We start from the raw sequence: 14,940 nt of genomic DNA on the forward strand, positions 1-14,940 counted from the left end.
GACGGTCCGCATGGGCATCCAGATCACCCGGTGGGACCTCCAGGAGATGACCGGCACGATGCCGGTCGAGGGCAACCGGCAGCCCTACGGCCTGCTGCACGGCGGCGCCAACGCCGTCCTCGCCGAGTCACTGGGATCCCTGTCGGCCGCGCTGCACGCCGAGACCCTGGGCCGAATGGCCGTCGGGCTCGAGCTGTCCTGCACGCACCATCGTGCGGTGACGGGCGGTGTGGTCACCGGCGTGTGCCGGCCGATCCACTTGGGACGGACGACCGCGACCCTGGAGATCGTGGTCACCGACGAGGCGGGCCGGCGCACGTGCACGGCCCGGCTCACCTGCGTCCTGCGTGACAAGCCTCCGTCACAGGCTCCGCTCGGGGTAGCCGAGGGGGATGGCGGAGACGGCGTCGAGGCGTTTCCGGATCGACTCCGGTAGCTCCACGGACTCCGCGGACAGGGAGGCGGACAGCTGCTCGGCCGTCCGCGCGCCGACCAGGGGCGCGCAGACGCCCGGCCGGTCCCGCACCCAGGCCAGCGCCACCGCGACCGGTGTGAGCCCGAGCTCCCGCGCGCAGGCCACGACCTCGCGGACGATGCCGACCCGGGCCGGATCCGCGGTGTAGTCGCGCACGTACCACTGGAAGAACCGGCTGCCGCGCTTGGCTTCCGGCACGCCGTCGAGGTACTTCCCGGTGAGCACACCCCGGCCGAGCGGCGCCCACGGCAGCACGCCGAGTCCCAGCTCCCGCGCCGCCGGCCGGACCTCGCGGTCGATCCCGCGCTGGACGAGCGAGTACTCGACCTCGACGACGGACAGCGGCGCCGCACCGCGAAGCTGCTGGACGGTCGCCGCCAGCGCGGTCTGCCAGCCGCTGTAGTTGCACAGCCCGGCGGCGCGGACCTTGCCGTCCTGCATGGCCGTGTCGATCGCTTCCAGCGTCTCCTCGACGGGCACCCGCCGGTCCCAGGTGTGCACGAGCCAGAGGTCGACGTGGTCGACCCGCAGCCGCCGCAGCGAACCCTCGAGCTCGGACAGCATCCGCGCCCTGGACGCGTCGGTGCGCAGCGGCGGCTTTCCCGGCACCAGGCCGGCCTTCGTGGCGAGCGTGAAGTCGTCCCGGCGCAGCTCCTTTGCCAGCGCCCGGCCGATGACGCACTCGCTCTCGCCGTTTCCGTAGACGTTGGCGGTTTCGATCAGCGTGCCCCCGGCGTCGGCGAAGAGGCGCAACTGTGCCACCGAGTCGTCCTCGGTGTCGCCGAAGCCCCACGTCGCCGTGCCGAGCCCGAGCCGGGACACCTCGATGTCACTGTGGGGGAGTCGCCGTTTCCGCACGGCGCCACCGTCCTTTGTGCCCGGTGCCGGCGGCAATCCTGCATTCCGTCCGCTGGAACGCCGCATTGTCCGGAAGGGACGCCGCCGGCTTCGATGTCGTCATGACCACCACGCAGGCGATTCCGCCGGTACTGGGGCGCGTGCCGATGCGGGACCTGATGACCGCGCCGTACCCCACGCTCGCCGCGATCCGTGAGTCGACCCCGGCGTTCGCCGTGGAGAACAACGGCTACCGGATGTGGGTGATCACCCGCTACGAGGACGTGCGCCAGGTGCTGTCCGATCCCTCGGTGCGCCGGGACCTGGTCGCGCACCGCAAGGAGATCAACTCACACTGCCTGGTCCGCGTCCAGCAACGTGCCCACCTGCCGCACGGCTCGCGCCGCAGCTTCTTCGACCGGGACGGCGACGAGCACCGCCGGCTGCGCGGCCTGGTCGGCAGCATCTTCAGCCCCGGCAGGCTCGTCGCGCTGCGCGCCGACACCGAACGGATCACCGCCGAGCTGCTCGACAAGCTGCCCGTGGGCGAACCCGTCGATCTGCTCGACCGGTTCGCCCGTCCCCTGGCCGGCACGGTGATCTGCGATCTCGTCGGTGTTCCGGTCGACGAGCGGAACATGCTGGCGGTGCTCGAAACCGAGATGATCACATCACCGGTGATCACCGAGATCGAGGAGGCCGCCCAGCGGCTGCACGACTTCTCCGTCGAGCTGGTCGCGCTCAAACGCGAGCGGCCCCGTGACGACCTGTTCACCGCGCTGCTGCACCGCCACGACGAGGGCCGGATGAGTCTGGACGAGCTCACGTCCACCTACGTCCTGCTGCTCGTCGGCGGCATGGAGCCGGCCAGCGCCATCGGCAACGGGGTGTTCACGCTGCTCACCAATCCCGATCAGACAGCCAGGTTGCTCGCCGACCCCAGCTTGTTCGCCGGCTGCGTCGACGAGATCGTCCGGTACGAGTCACCCTTCCGCTTCGTACCACCCCGTTACACCACCGCCCCCATCGAGCTGGACGGCGTCACCATCCCGGCCGGCGAGCTGCTGCTCATCTCCCTGGCCGCGGCGAACCGCGATCCCGCGCGGTTCCCCGAGCCGGACTCGTTCGACCCCGACCGGGACACCAAGGGACACCTGGGTTTCGGCTACGGGGTCCACCGGTGCCTGGGGGCCGAGCTCGGTCGCATCGAGACGGCCACCGCGCTGCGGGCGCTGTTCGAGCGCTTTCCGCGCACCCGGCTCACCGTGCCACCCGACGATGCCGTCTGGCGACCGGGAAAGTTCATGCGTCGCCTCGACACCCTGCCCGTGATCCTCAACTGACCACGATCGGAGGTGGTGTTCCCATGGACGAGCGGGCAACCGGAGATCCCGCGGTCCTCGCGCCGTTTCCCTACCCGTTCAACGGCAACGAGGGCATCGACGTCTCGGAGACCTATGACCTCGTCCGCGACCTCGCGCGGCTGCCCAAGGTGCAGTTGCTGAACGGCGAACCGGCCTGGCTGGTGACCCGCTACGAGGACGCCCGCTTCGTGCTCGGCGACCCGCGCTTCAGCCGCGCGGCGGGTGCCGGGCGGGCGATGCCGAGCCAGGCCGACCTCGCGCCGAACGGTGCCAGCCTGATCGGCCTGGACCCGCCGGAGCACACCAGGGTGCGCGGTCTGGTCGCCAAACCGTTCAGCGTGCACGAGGTCGAACGGTTGCGGCCGTGGGTGCGTGCCATGGTCGAGTCGCTTGTGGACCGGATGGAGCGGCTCGGGCCGCCGGCCGACCTCGTCGAGGACTTCGCGGCGCCGATCTCGCTCGGGGTCATCGCCGGCATGATCGGTGTCCCGGACGGGTACCGCGCGCAGATTCGCGAGTGGAGCGACGCGCGGATGTCCGCGGCCGGGCGGCCGGCGGAGGAGATCCTCGCGAAGTCCGAACAGTTGCGCACCAGCGTGTTGAAGCTCGTCGAGGCCAGACGCGCGGAGCCGGCCGGCGACCTGCTCACCACCCTGGTCGCGGCGCGGGACTCCGGCGAGCTGACCGAGCAGGAGCTCGTCGACCTCTGCATGGCGCTGATGGTCGCCGGCTACGAGGGGCCCGTGAACCAGATCGCCAAGTTCGCCTACTTCCTCGTGGAACGCCCGGAGCTGTGGGACGAGCTGCGGGCCGAGCCGAGCCGGCTGCCCGAGGCGATCGACGAGATGCTCCGGTTCATCCCGCTGTTCCGCGGCGCGGGCACCATGCCGCGCTATCCGACGACCGATGTCGAGATCGGCGGCACGCTGGTGCGGGAGGGTGAGCCGGTGCTCGTGGCGATCGGCGGCAGCAACCGCGACGAGCGCCAGTTCGCCGCCGCGGGGGAGTTCCGGCTCGACCGGGGGGCGTCCCACCTGGCGTGGGGGCACGGGGTGCACAACTGCATCGGCCGGCCGATCGGCACGATCGAGCTGCAGGAGGCGCTGGCCGGGCTGCTGGCCCGGTTCCCCCGGCTGCACCTGGCCGGCGAGGTGACGTGGAAGAAGCAGGTCATCCGCGGGGCGCACCACCTGCCGGTCACCTGGCAGGGGTGAGCATGAGCGAGCGGATCACCACGCCCTTCGGCTTCGGGACCACGGCGTTCGAGGTGGTGGCCGGGGTCGACCTGTCCGGCCAGCGCGCCGTCGTCACGGGTGCGACGTCGGGCCTCGGCGTCGAGACGGTGCGTGCGCTCGCCGTGGCGGGTGCCGAGGTGACCATCGCGGCCCGCGATGTCGACGCCGGGTTCGAGGTCGCCGACGAGATCACCGCGGCCACCGGGAACAAGCAGGTTCACGTCGCGCCGCTCGACCTCGCCGACCAGGAGTCGGTGCGGTGGTTCGTGTCCGAATGGGACGGTCCGCTGCACATTCTGGTCAACAACGCCGGGGTCATGGTTCCGCCCCGGACCCATACCCCGCACGGGTGGGAGTTGCAGTTCGCGATCAACCATCTCGGCCACTTCGCGCTGACGGTCGGCCTGCACTCCGCGCTCAAGGCGGAGGGGGCGCGGGTGGTCAACGTCAGCTCGATCGCGCACATCCGCAGCCCCGTGGTGTTCGAGGACATCCACTTCGAGCGACGCCCGTACGACGCGCTGCGCGCCTACGGCCAGTCCAAGACGGCGAACGCGCTGTTCGGCGTCGAGGGGAGCAGACGCTGGGGTGCGGACGGGATCACGATGAACGCCGTGATGCCGGGCGGGATCCGGACGCGCCTGCACCGCCACATCCCACCCGAGGTGCTCGAAGCCATGATCGAGGAGGCGAAGGCGGAGGGTATGCGCGGCAAGACCGCGGAGCAAGGTGCGGCCACGACGGTGCTCGTGGCCGCGTCCCCGCTGCTGGACGGCGTTTCCGGCCGCTACTTCGAGAACTGCAACGAAGCCGGACCACACGTGCCCGGCACCCGGACCGGCGTCACTCCCTACGCGGTGGATCCGGAGGCAGCCGCCCTGCTGTGGCAGGTCTCGGCAGCGACCCTGGGCCTCTGACCAGCGTGACGGGCGAGGATCCGGGCTAGCGATGGCCAAGCACCGTGCCCCACCGACGGCCGTCGGCGAGCACACGGGCATGGCCTACGGCGTGGGCGCCCAGCTCATCTGGGGGCTGTTCCCCGCCTACTGGCCGCTCCTGCTGCCCACCAGGGCGACCGAGATCCTCGCGCACCGCATCGCCTGGTCGCTCGCGGTGATGCTGATCGTGACCATGGTGCTGCGGCGCTGGCAGCCGCTCATCGGCCTGTCGCGGCGCGGCTGGCTGATGGTGGCCAGCGCAGCCGTCCTCATCACGGTCAACTGGGGCACCCTCATCTACGCGGTCAACACCCGGCACGTCGTCGAGTCCGCGCTCGGCTACTTCATCACCCCGCTGGTCAGCGTCCTGCTCGGGGTTGTCGTCCTGGGCGAGCGGCTGCGCGGGGCGCGAACCGCCGCGGTCACGATCGCCGTGCTGGCCGTGGTCGTGCTCACCCTCGACTACGGGCGGCTGCCCTGGATCTCACTCGTGCTGGCCCTGTCCTTCGGCGGGTACGGGCTGGTCAAGAAGACGGTTCCGCTGGACTCCGCCGCGAGCCTCACCGCGGAGACGATGATCATCGGGCCGGCCGCGCTCGGGTACCTGTTCGGGTTGCCCGCGCCGACGTTCGGCAGCCATGGCCCCGGCCACGCCCTGCTGCTGATGGGGTCCGGTGTGGTCACGGCGGTGCCGTTGCTGCTCTTCGGCGCCGGGGCGCGGCGTGTGCGGCTGGTGACCCTGGGCATGCTCCAGTACCTGGCGCCGGTCCTGCAGTTCGGGTGGGGCGTGTTCGTCGCGCACGAGCCGATGCCCGCGAGCCGCTGGATCGGATTCGCCCTGGTGTGGCTGTCGCTGCTGGTTTTCACCGTCGACGCGGTCCGCAACAGCCGTGACCGTCAGCCGGCGCGCCGCCTCACATGACCGCAAACTTGTCAAGCCGGTGGGCTGGCCCGATCGCGGAGCCCACTACCTTCGAGTCCTGGGACATTGCCTTGAATTCCGCTGTGGACAGGCTGGCTGGGAAGGTTTTGCCAAGTGACCAGGAACAATTGTTTTGTGCGGTTGGTCGGGCGCCTGCCGCGATTGGGTCGGGTATTGGTCCTGCTGGCCGCCATCGGTGGTCTTTTCGCGGTGCTGTGGACGGGGCCGGCCTCCGCAGCCGAGGTCCCCAAGCGGATCGCGTTGAAGACCACGAGCGCGCCTGGGCAGGTCTATCTGCTTCCGATCAGGATTTGCGGGGAGATCCAGATGTTCGGCGGCACGGTCTGCACTCCCTGGGCAACGTACAGCAGCTCCGGATACGACACCCACCCCGCCAATCCGTTCGCGGGATATGCGTGGCTGTGGGGGCGGGTCACCCTCTGCCTCGGTGGCCAGGCCATGCACCTGCAATTTGCGTCCGATACAGATAACCCGTGGGTCGAGGTCGATGTCAGCGACATTCCGGTGCGGCAGGAGGCACCGTCGCTGGAATGCCTGTGATGACCCGCAACCGTGAAGGAGAGTTTTCCGTGATCAGGAACAACTGGTTTGTGCGGCTGGTCAGGCGCACGCCGCGGTTCGGTCGGGTGGCGCTCGTGCTGGCCGCCACGGCGGGCCTCTTCGTGGCGGTGTGGTCGGGGTCGGCCTCCGCCGGCGGCCCCGGGCAGGTACTGAGGCTGGAGTTCGACGAAAAGGTGGCCGGCGTCGACCCGCCGGCGCACCGCGTCAAGATCTGCGGCCCGGACCAGGAGAACGTGCCGGTGTGCAGCCAGTGGATGACGGTGCAGAGTTACGGCATGGTGGACGTGTTGCCCGGCTGGCGGTGGCAGGGCCTGGTCACCGTCTGCGTGGATCATGAGTCGGTGCAAATGGAGATACCCGCCTTCCAGGCGTTTGACAACGAGGTGGACCGCTACCTGAGCGGCATCCTGCGCGACAATGAGGTATGGGCGGAGGAATGCCATCCGGCCACCAACGGTCAACAGATCGATATCGATCTGAAGGAAACCGACGGGAGTGCCGCCTTCGGCGGGGACGTCGCCGCTGTGCGGGTGTGCGGTACGAGTCAGGAAAAGGTGTCGGATGCCTGTACCGATCTCCAGAAGGTACGCGGCACCGTCTTCACCGCGCCGAACCACTGGTACGTCGGTGAGGTGAGTGTCATCGTGACGGCCGGAAACGACAAGAAGCAGTTCATGAGGAAGTTCTGCATCCCGAGGTCGAGCGAGGACCGCTGGGCCGGGCTGAAGTGGTGGGCCCCGTCATACTGCCGGGGCGGCGCGGCACCGGCCGCACCCGCCAAATAGGACCGGAAATCTCTGCCGAATCAGTTGCCAACATGACTGGAATGTAGCCACATGTCTGAGAAGAACTCCTTCGTGCGATTGGCCGGCCGGGTGCCGCGGCTCGGTCGGGCGCTGCTCGTGCTGGCCGCCGTTGCGGGTCTTGTCGTGGCGGTGTGGACGGGGCCGGCCGCCGCCGGGACCGGTCCGAAGATGATGAGGGTGAGGACCGCGACAGAGGTGGATGGCGGCCCGCCCGGTATGGTCTGGATCAAGGCCTGTGGTCTCAACGAGGATTCCCACTATCTGTGCACCGGCTGGACGCAGGTCGGGAGTTACGTCTTCACGACCCCGTTCCCGGGACTGCTGTGGCAGGGGATCGTCACCGTCTGCAAGGGTGGCCAGGCCGTGTCCGTGCGGGTGCCGACCCGGGAAGATGTGGAGGACGACTCGTTCCTGGTCGATCTCGCAACCGTGGAGCGCGGAGATACGCCGTCGCTGGAATGTCTGTGACGGTCTGGGGTTCCGGATGTCGTCGACCGTGACGTATGCACCGGAGCGATTGTCGGCGCCGCCGGCGACGATGCGGTCGAAGGCGCGGACGGCGTCGGTGACGGTGGCGAAGCCGCGGTCGATCATCGAAGGCAGCAGCGCGTGAATGGTCCGGTGCGCGGTGACGAGGTTGACGTCGAAGGTGCGGTCAGGTCCACCGGAATGCACTCGATCCGGCCGGGGAGGTTCCGCGTCATCTCCGCGGTCAGCTCGAGTGCCGCGCGGTCGCGGCCGGCGGCGACCACGGCCGCCGTGAACTCCGACCGAGCCCACGGCCTCCCCCGGTCACGAGAACCCGAAGCGGCGCACGCAGGATCGCGGCTCTCACCGGCCTTCTTCCTCACTCACCTCTTGCGGGCGATCGTCAGACCGTCGGCGATGGGCAGCAGCACGGACTCCATCCGGTCGTCGGCCAGGACGTGCGCGTTGAACTCGCGGATCGCCCGGGCGTTTCCGGTGGCGCCGGGTGCGGCCGCCTCGCCGGCGTAGAGCACGTTGTCGGCCAGCAGCAGCCCACCCGGCCGCAGCCGGGGCACCAGCAGCTCCCAGTACTCGACGTACCCGGTCTTGTCCGCGTCGAGGAAAGCCAGGTCCACGAACGGATCCGGGCGCATGTGCCGCAGCGTCCGCGCCGCCGGGCCCAGTTCGACCTGGATCCGGTCGGCGACTCCGGCCGCCGTCCACGTCTCGGCGGCGATGGCGGTCCACTCGGCCGACGTGTCGCAGGTGATCACCAGGCCGCCCGGTCCCAGGCCGCTCGCGAACGCGAGTGTCGAGTACCCGGTGAACGTCCCGACCTCGACCACCGTGCGCGGCCGGACGATCTTCGTCAGCAGGGTGAGGAACGCTCCCTGCTCGGGCGGGATCTGCATCTCGCTGATGCCGCCGAGGGCCCGCGTCCGCTCGATCAGATCCCGCTGCGGGGCCGAGAGCGGGGGAAGCTGGTCCAGCACGTAGCGGTAGACCTCGGGCGTCAGCGCGACGTTCTTCGTCAGGTCCTGCGTGGAGTTCGTCACGACCGGGTTTCCTTCCATTCGGACACCATCGAGGCCAGCTGGGCCAGCTGTGCCGGGAGATCGGCCTGCAGGCGGTGCAGCTCGTCGTCGCCGTGGTCGACGGCGAGCGGGCTTTTCGCGATGTCCGCGCGCGCCAGGAGGATCCGGTCGGTGAGCTGCGTGGCGAACGAGTGCCGGCACACGTCGTCGCGGCTGATCCGGAAGAACTCGTCGAAGCAGTCGCGATCGCCGTCGGTCGTGTCGCGGGGATCGCCGCCGGACTGGCGCAGCAGCGACCTGCCGACGGGCACGAGCCGCTTGGCGACGGCCATGTGCACGAGACGATTTGCCCGCAGCGAGCGGGCGACCGTGTCGTCGGTGAGCGGTTTCAGCTGGCGAAGCAGGGCCGAGACATGCTCGTGGTCCCGTGCCCAGGTGCCGCTGAACGCCGGATGCCACGCCATCATCCTGGTCCGGATCACCCTGGCGTAGACCGCCGGAGTGCAGCTGCCCGAGTAGAGCAACAGCGTCGAGTACGTGCGGTACAGGGCCGCCGTGGTGTGCACGGCCTCGATCGCGTCCGGGCGCCGGGTGCCCGGGTCGAGCGCCGCGGTCAGCAGCTCCCGCTGCACGCGCCAGACGCCGGTCGCGAGATGGTGACCGAGCAGCCAGCGGAACCAGGCCAGGGATTCCTCGTCGGGCCCGGAGCGCCACGACGGTCGCGGCGGGCGGCGCACCTGCGCCGGGACCCGGTCCCGGCGGCACGTGGCACACCGGCTGTCGGGCCGGAAGCGGTGGCCGGGCATCGGCAGGTGCAGCAACGGAAACTCGGAGTCCACAGTGGACTCGACAGTCTGGACGGCGGTGTGCCGCAGGTCCGGCCGCGGCGCGTAGCCGACGGGTGCCGTGGTCATCGTTCCTCCAGCGCGCACGTCGCGGGGTCGGCCAGCTCCGGGACGTGCCGCGGCACGAACCGGTCGAGCACGTCCGCGGCGGCGCGGATCTCCCCGTGGAGTGGGCGGTCCCGCTCGAGGGGCGCGACGACCTCGGCCAGCGCGCCGACCAGCTCCGCGCAGCGCTGCGCGGTCGGCCCGCCGGGGCACAGGTGCGCGGCCTGCCGCAGCACCACGCCGAGGCAGCCGTGCAGCAGGCGCAGGGACCGGGCCTGGTTCAGCGCGGTGAGCGCGGCCTGCGTGCCGAACGGCACGACGTCCTGGTTGTGCAGGTTGGTCGGGACGCTCTGCATGCTCGCGGGCGTGCACGCGCGCCGCATGGCGACGACCACCGAGGTGGCCACGACCTGAACCCCCTGCACGGCGTGCTGCTTCCCGCCGTGCGGCGCGAGCATCGCGGGCAGGCCGCCGTTGCGGTGCGGGTCGACCAGGAGGTCGATCTGGCGTTCGGCGAGATTGCCGATCTGGGTGGCGACCATGGAGAGCAGGTCCGCGGCGAACGCGCAGGGCTGGCCGAAGAAGTTGCCCCCGTGGGCGACCTGGTCCTCGTCGGCGAAGAACAGTGGGTTGTCGCTGACGCCGGCCAGATCCTGCCGCACGACCCGCTCGGCCCAGTCCACCGCGGACCTCGCCGCGCCCAGCAACTGCGGAGTGCACCGCACGCTGTACGGCTCCTGGAGTGCACGCGCCCCCGACGGCCGCGTGCCGGAAAGCCAGTAGCCGAGCCGCTCACCGGCCCACACCGCCTCGGGATGGCCGAACGCGCGCAGCAGCGGGGGCGATATGAACGCCGGAGCCGCGCCGAGCACGTCGGTGAGCAGCGCGCTCAACGCCAGCGCGATCTCGTGCGAGCGGCGCATCGACGCGACCGCCAGGCCCGCCGCGGCGGTGGTCAGCGAGGTGCCGTTCACCAGGGACAGCGCATCCCGCCCACCGAGCTCGAGCGGGGCGAGCCCGGCCCGCGCCAGGGCCTCGCCGGCGGGCATCCGCGCACCGTCGACATAGGCGTGCCCGACGCCCCGCAGGCTCTGCACGACATGGGCCAGCGGCACCAGGTCACCGCTGGCACCCACCGAACCGAGCTCGGGTACCGCCGGGGCGAACGAGGTGGCCAGCATGTCGCGCAGGCTCGCCAGCGCCGCCGGGGAGATGCCCGACACGCCGCGCGACAGCGACCACAGGCGCACGAGCACGGTCGCGCGCACGACCTCGGGCGGCAGGTCCGGGCCCTGGCCGGCGGTCAGGTGCTGCAACACGTTGTCGCACTGGTCCTCGGGGTCGTCCCGGCCACTGTGGACGACGAGCGGGCCGAACCCCGTGGTGGACCCGTAAACCTGCCGGTCCTCGCGGAGGCATCTGTCCACGAAGGCCCGACCGCGCTCCACCGCGCGGGCCGTGTCGTCCGTCGTTCTGATCGCCAACGGCTTCGCCGCGTGCTCGAGCGAGGCCGGGGTCAGCACGTCGCCGGAATTCAGGGAGTTGATGACCGATGTTGCCGTCATGGGCATTTCCCTTTGCTGTGAAGGGTGGCCCCCCGTCGGGCTGAGCTCTGGCCCAGCCGATGATGGCACCCGCCGATACGAGTGGAACCATTGCTGGCGCAAGGAAACCGTGAATTTGATGGAGGCTTTGCACTTCGCCCTTGCCGGTGATGAGGAAGCAACGTCACGTTCATGCCATAGCGGGCAAGCAACGTCACGTTCACTCCCGCAAGGAAAGCAACATGCCGGATGAACTTCTCGCCGTGCCGGACCGTGCCACGGATGAAGCGTGCCGGACGGTCGCACGAGGCGAATCCGTCCGCGTGTGGAGGAGGACCCCATGGTTCGTCAGTCAGACAGGGCACTGGTGAGCTGGAACCGCCGCGCGCTCGCCGTGCTCCGGGCAGTCGCGGCAGGTCGCGCCGAGATCTCGCTGAGCTGCGAGCCCGACCTGTTCATCGACGGGTTCCCCTGCTGCGACCAGGCGGTGTCCCGTGCCCTGGCCCACGAGGGCCTCGTCCGTCCGGCGCGGGCCGGATCGATCGGTCAGCGGGTGCCTGCCCGGATCACCAGAGCGGGCAACGACCTGATCGCCTCCCCGCCCGCCGCCGCCTGAGCCCGGAATCCACCGGCACAGTATCGGAGCCAGCACCATGATGAGACGTTCACGGTTGACGGTGGCGGTGTGCGCTTTCGCGCTGGCGGGACTGCTCGCGGCCTGCAGCTCCGAGTCGCTGCCCACCCAGCCGCCCCCGCCGGCCGCCACGGGCGGGTCCGCCCAGAAGTCGCCGCCCGCGGCGGACGGCGGCGGCCAGGGTGCCACCACGGTGCTCGCCGTCACCAGGACCGAGGACCTGGGCAACGTCGTCACCGACCAGGACGGCCGCGTCCTCTACCGCTTCGAGCGGGATGAGACCGATCCGCCGAAGGCCACCTGCTCGGGCCAGTGCGCCGTCAAGTGGCCGCCCGCGCTCGTCGGGTCCACCCCGGTCGAGCTGCGCGGCGTCGCCAACGAGCTGGTCAACACCGTCAAGCGCGCGGACGGGCGGGAGCAGCTCACCCTCGGGGGGAGGCCGTTGTACCGGTACAGCAAGGACAAGGCCCCCGGCAAGGCCACGGGGAACGGCAACAGCAGCACCTGGTTCGCGGTGACCCCGACCGGGCAGAAGGCCGACAAGGCGGCCGTGGAGGGCGCCGTGCTCGCCGCGACCAGATCGGACCAGCTGGGCACCATCGTGGTCGACGCGGACGGATACACCCTGTACCGGTTCGACCGCGACACCGCGAACCCGCCCCGCAGCAACTGTGTGGGTGCCTGTGCCAAGATGTGGCCGCCGGCGGTCGTCACGTCCGACGACACCCCCGTGGACGGGATCGACCGGTCGCTGGTCGACACCATCGTCCGGCCCGACGGCACCAAACAGCTCACCATCGGCGGGTGGCCGGTCTACGGCTACAGCCAGGACAAGGCCGCCGGCGACGTCAAGGGGAACGGTGTCGGTGGCACCTGGTTCGCGGTGTCCCCCACAGGGCAGAAGGCGGCTCAATGATCCGGGGGACAGGTCTCATTCGTCACCGATGACCGTCCGCAGGGATCGCAACGCGTAGAAGACGCGCGACTTCACGGTTCCCGGCGGTATCGCCAGAAAGGCCGCCACCTCGTTGACCGTCCGGCCGTGGTAGTACACCTCGACCAGCACCTCACGATGCTCGGGCGACAACGATTTCAGGGCCTGTGCGACGAGAACGGCGTCCTCGACGAGCTCGGTGGGATCGTCCGGGGTCTCGTCCGGGGCGTGGCCCGGCGCGACCTCGACCGGCCGGGCCGCACACGCCCGGGCCTGGTCGATGACGATGCGCTGCACGACGGTGCGGAACCAGCCGCGGATCGAGCCTGGCTTGTTCAGCAGGGCGTCGAGGTGCAGCCAGGCCCGTATCCAGGCCTCCTGGACCACGTCCTCGGCCAGGTGCTCGTCTCCGGTCATCCTGGTGGCGTCCGCGAGCATCCGCTTTCCATGGTGCTCGTACAGCGACGCGACGAGGGCATCGTCGCTGGCCGATCGGTCAGCCCGGCGTCCACCCGGAAGCCTCACGCGTCGCTCCTCCCGAAAATGGGCGATGAAATTTCTTTCCGGCAGTCAATGGCACGGATGAACGTTCAGGAGAAGTTCACCGCCGGAAGCCGGAAATGTGCACATTTCCGTAAAGGGCTCGGCGTGTTCCGGCTCACATCCGGCTAAAATGGGTGGCCGTTCCGGTGCGGCTCGCGGTGCGTCCCGTTAATTTACGGGTGGAGTGGGCGCGGGAACGAGGAGAATGATGGTCACGAAGCGCACGTTGGTGTTGGGCGTGCTGGCCTTGGTAACGCTTCTGGGCGTCGCGACCGCCGTCGTGGTGCGGCGCGACGCTGCCGACCGCGTCCGGAACAATTCCGAGGTCGGCTCGGAGCTGATCAGTCCGACGGTCATCATCACCGCGGGACACTGCTTCACAGGGCGTGATCCGGCCACCATGGTGGTCCGCCTCGGGATGAACGGCGACGGCACGGGCGGCGGACGGCTCGTGGCGGCTCGCCGGGGTCCTCCACGGATGGGTCGCCGCCGGAAACTCTCACGGCGGCGTGGCGGCTCGTCGGGATCTCCTGGTACGGCTGAGGAACGCCATGCCCGACGAGACCTGCACGGCAGCGGCTCCGGTGTCGAGTGTCCGGGACCTTGCCTGCGCCCAGGGCGTGCCGGTGCCGATCACGCCTTCCACGCTGCAGCTGAAAGTGATCCAGAAGGGATGGTTCGAGGCGTGGGTGACGGTCTACGACCACGCCGACAATGTGGTGTGCTCCCATGAACGTCTCTGGCTCGACGATGAGATCGAAATGACCTGCCCGATCGGCGACGGTCCATTCGTGATCTCGGGTGGAGCCAGGTTCGGTGGATACCACAGCTTGCCATATTCAGCTCGTGAACGCAGATTGTGCGTGCGGTTCGACGGTCCGTTCTTCGCTGCCGAATTCAAGCGGGTTGATTGCTAGGGCGACACCGGCCGTCCGGCTGGCACGACACTGACATTGGCATCAAGTCCTGGTGGGAACCGTTCCGGAGCCCCCGCGTTCCCCGTGTTCTCCAGTGAGGACGAAACGGCGGCTCCCGGAAACCCGGGCGGCATGATCAGAAGGGTTGTTTATGGCACGGCAGATTATCTCTCGTATTCTCCCCGGATTCCGGGGTGGCCGGCTGTGGCGCGCCGGGCTGGTGGTCGCCGCGGTGCTGGGCGCCGGCGTGAGCGCGCTCGTCCTCTCGGGGACGGCGTCGGCCGGCAACGGCGACAAGCAGATCTCGATCACGATGGATCCGCGCGGGCAGGACATCTACCGTTCGGTCAAGGTGTGCCCGCCGGACCGGGATGACGACCAGGCCTGCACCTACCTGGCCAGGCACGGTGAATCTGTCTTCTACAAGGCGGACGAGTGGTTCCATGGCCAGGTCGTGATCAAGGCCGAGCCGTACAGCGGCCGGACGTGGTTCTCGAAGACCTTCACGATCTGCGAGTCGCAGAAGGGTGACTGGGCCAGCCTGATGTGGTGGGACCCGCTGGCGGCATGCCAGGCCGAGGGGCTCACACCTCTGCTTCCCGGTGTTCCCCTCGAGGTGCGTCCCGGTGTTCCCCTCGAGCCGGGGTCGGGAACGCAGCTCCGGCAGGACGAGGGGGTGCCGGCGATCCCCGCGGAGACGCAGCCGGTGGAGGCGCCCCTCCTGTCGGAACTGTGGAACGGCGACAACGACCCGGTGTCGGGCGAGTAACCCGACCGAAATGCCCTGAAGGCGGCCTTCACGACGCTGAACGTCGTG

Annotated in this window: 17 protein-coding genes; 12 read left to right on the forward strand and 5 right to left on the reverse strand. The window is 69.8% G+C overall.

The annotated features are described in order from the left end of the window. Window positions 1-10 precede the first annotated feature (10 nt). Window positions 11-436, forward strand: coding sequence for a hotdog fold thioesterase (locus VGR06_RS09640; protein ID WP_414637213.1), 426 nt, complete (start codon window positions 11-13; stop codon window positions 434-436). On the opposite strand, the gene VGR06_RS09645 is transcribed toward VGR06_RS09640, so the two are convergent. After that, complete coding sequence (locus tag VGR06_RS09645; protein WP_327558645.1) at window positions 362-1,333, reverse strand: aldo/keto reductase; 972 nt, start codon at window positions 1,331-1,333, stop codon at window positions 362-364. The two genes, VGR06_RS09640 and VGR06_RS09645, sit on opposite strands and share 75 nt — an antisense overlap. 101 nt (window positions 1,334-1,434) lie before the next feature. Here VGR06_RS09645 and VGR06_RS09650 point away from each other — a divergent pair, with 101 nt between their 5' ends. The 7 genes from VGR06_RS09650 to VGR06_RS09680 all read left to right on the forward strand — a co-directional run bounded on the left by VGR06_RS09650 (window position 1,435) and on the right by VGR06_RS09680 (window position 7,627). Further along, window positions 1,435-2,655, forward strand: coding sequence for a cytochrome P450 (locus tag VGR06_RS09650; RefSeq protein WP_327558646.1), 1,221 nt, complete (start codon window positions 1,435-1,437; stop codon window positions 2,653-2,655). 23 nt (window positions 2,656-2,678) lie between these two features. Next, window positions 2,679-3,890, forward strand: a complete 1,212-nt coding sequence (locus tag VGR06_RS09655) for a cytochrome P450 (RefSeq protein WP_327558647.1) — start codon at window positions 2,679-2,681, stop codon at window positions 3,888-3,890. Window positions 3,891-3,892: 2 nt separating this feature from the next. After that, window positions 3,893-4,828, forward strand: a complete 936-nt coding sequence (locus VGR06_RS09660; RefSeq protein ID WP_327558648.1) for an SDR family NAD(P)-dependent oxidoreductase — start codon at window positions 3,893-3,895, stop codon at window positions 4,826-4,828. Window positions 4,829-4,859: 31 nt separating this feature from the next. Then, the gene (gene rarD, locus VGR06_RS09665; protein ID WP_327558649.1) at window positions 4,860-5,771 is read left to right on the forward strand and encodes an EamA family transporter RarD; all 912 of its coding nucleotides are present in this window, start codon (window positions 4,860-4,862) and stop codon (window positions 5,769-5,771) included. Between the two features lie 114 nt (window positions 5,772-5,885). Further along, the gene (locus VGR06_RS09670) at window positions 5,886-6,332 is read left to right on the forward strand and encodes a hypothetical protein (RefSeq protein WP_327558650.1); all 447 of its coding nucleotides are present in this window, start codon (window positions 5,886-5,888) and stop codon (window positions 6,330-6,332) included. Continuing rightward, complete coding sequence (locus VGR06_RS09675; protein ID WP_327558651.1) at window positions 6,332-7,138, forward strand: hypothetical protein; 807 nt, start codon at window positions 6,332-6,334, stop codon at window positions 7,136-7,138. The genes VGR06_RS09670 and VGR06_RS09675 overlap by 1 nt, the downstream gene beginning before the upstream one ends. Window positions 7,139-7,189: 51 nt before the next feature. Beyond that, window positions 7,190-7,627: a hypothetical protein gene (locus tag VGR06_RS09680; protein ID WP_327558652.1), complete on the forward strand. Its 438-nt coding sequence runs from the start codon at window positions 7,190-7,192 to the stop codon at window positions 7,625-7,627. A 383-nt stretch (window positions 7,628-8,010) separates the two neighbouring features. On the opposite strand, the gene VGR06_RS09685 is transcribed toward VGR06_RS09680, so the two are convergent. Genes VGR06_RS09685 through VGR06_RS09695 form a run of 3 tightly spaced genes read right to left on the reverse strand, consistent with a single transcriptional unit; the run spans window position 8,011 to window position 11,116 of the window. Beyond that, complete coding sequence (locus VGR06_RS09685; protein WP_327558653.1) at window positions 8,011-8,682, reverse strand: O-methyltransferase; 672 nt, start codon at window positions 8,680-8,682, stop codon at window positions 8,011-8,013. Continuing rightward, window positions 8,679-9,575, reverse strand: coding sequence for an L-tyrosine 3-hydroxylase (locus tag VGR06_RS09690; protein WP_327558654.1), 897 nt, complete (start codon window positions 9,573-9,575; stop codon window positions 8,679-8,681). Before VGR06_RS09690 ends, VGR06_RS09685 begins: the two co-directional genes overlap by 4 nt. Then, a complete protein-coding gene (locus VGR06_RS09695; RefSeq protein WP_327558655.1) occupies window positions 9,572-11,116 on the reverse strand; it encodes an aromatic amino acid ammonia-lyase in 1,545 nt (514 codons plus the stop codon). The genes VGR06_RS09690 and VGR06_RS09695 overlap by 4 nt, the downstream gene beginning before the upstream one ends. Before the next feature lie 319 nt (window positions 11,117-11,435). Between VGR06_RS09695 and VGR06_RS09700 the strand changes: the two genes are divergently transcribed. Next, window positions 11,436-11,711: a hypothetical protein gene (locus tag VGR06_RS09700; protein ID WP_327558656.1), complete on the forward strand. Its 276-nt coding sequence runs from the start codon at window positions 11,436-11,438 to the stop codon at window positions 11,709-11,711. Between the two features lie 37 nt (window positions 11,712-11,748). Next, entirely contained in the window at window positions 11,749-12,645 is an 897-nt protein-coding gene (locus VGR06_RS09705) for a hypothetical protein (RefSeq protein ID WP_327558657.1), read from the forward strand. A 15-nt stretch (window positions 12,646-12,660) separates the two neighbouring features. Here the strand turns inward: VGR06_RS09705 and VGR06_RS09710 are convergent, their stop codons facing one another. Next, the gene (locus tag VGR06_RS09710; RefSeq protein ID WP_327558658.1) at window positions 12,661-13,188 is read right to left on the reverse strand and encodes a sigma-70 family RNA polymerase sigma factor; all 528 of its coding nucleotides are present in this window, start codon (window positions 13,186-13,188) and stop codon (window positions 12,661-12,663) included. Window positions 13,189-13,757: 569 nt separating this feature from the next. On the opposite strand from VGR06_RS09710, the gene VGR06_RS09715 reads away from it, so the two are divergent. Beyond that, window positions 13,758-14,123 carry a hypothetical protein gene (locus VGR06_RS09715; protein ID WP_327558659.1) on the forward strand — a complete coding sequence of 122 codons (366 nt, stop codon included), beginning with the start codon at window positions 13,758-13,760 and terminating at the stop codon, window positions 14,121-14,123. Between the two features lie 151 nt (window positions 14,124-14,274). Then, window positions 14,275-14,892 (forward strand): hypothetical protein, encoded by a 618-nt coding sequence (locus VGR06_RS09720; protein WP_327558660.1) that lies wholly within the window; start codon window positions 14,275-14,277, stop codon window positions 14,890-14,892. Window positions 14,893-14,940: the final 48 nt, after the last annotated feature.

Origin of the sequence: Actinophytocola sp. (assembly GCF_036002505.1) — a bacterium.
In the GTDB taxonomy this organism is placed as follows: domain Bacteria; phylum Actinomycetota; class Actinomycetes; order Mycobacteriales; family Pseudonocardiaceae; genus DASYTH01.

Coding starts and splice junctions, on each gene's coding strand:
- VGR06_RS09715 (WP_327558659.1), top strand. CDS start 13,758: ATGCCCGACGAGACCTGCACGGCAGCGGCTCCGGTGTCGAGTGTCCGG.
- VGR06_RS09660 (WP_327558648.1), top strand. CDS start 3,893: ATGAGCGAGCGGATCACCACGCCCTTCGGCTTCGGGACCACGGCGTTC.
- VGR06_RS09640 (WP_414637213.1), top strand. CDS start 11: ATGGGCATCCAGATCACCCGGTGGGACCTCCAGGAGATGACCGGCACG.
- VGR06_RS09705 (WP_327558657.1), top strand. CDS start 11,749: ATGATGAGACGTTCACGGTTGACGGTGGCGGTGTGCGCTTTCGCGCTG.
- VGR06_RS09720 (WP_327558660.1), top strand. CDS start 14,275: ATGGCACGGCAGATTATCTCTCGTATTCTCCCCGGATTCCGGGGTGGC.
- VGR06_RS09690 (WP_327558654.1), bottom strand. CDS start 9,575: ATGACCACGGCACCCGTCGGCTACGCGCCGCGGCCGGACCTGCGGCAC.
- VGR06_RS09695 (WP_327558655.1), bottom strand. CDS start 11,116: ATGACGGCAACATCGGTCATCAACTCCCTGAATTCCGGCGACGTGCTG.
- VGR06_RS09700 (WP_327558656.1), top strand. CDS start 11,436: ATGGTTCGTCAGTCAGACAGGGCACTGGTGAGCTGGAACCGCCGCGCG.
- VGR06_RS09650 (WP_327558646.1), top strand. CDS start 1,435: ATGACCACCACGCAGGCGATTCCGCCGGTACTGGGGCGCGTGCCGATG.
- rarD (WP_327558649.1), top strand. CDS start 4,860: ATGGCCAAGCACCGTGCCCCACCGACGGCCGTCGGCGAGCACACGGGC.
- VGR06_RS09680 (WP_327558652.1), top strand. CDS start 7,190: ATGTCTGAGAAGAACTCCTTCGTGCGATTGGCCGGCCGGGTGCCGCGG.
- VGR06_RS09675 (WP_327558651.1), top strand. CDS start 6,332: ATGACCCGCAACCGTGAAGGAGAGTTTTCCGTGATCAGGAACAACTGG.
- VGR06_RS09655 (WP_327558647.1), top strand. CDS start 2,679: ATGGACGAGCGGGCAACCGGAGATCCCGCGGTCCTCGCGCCGTTTCCC.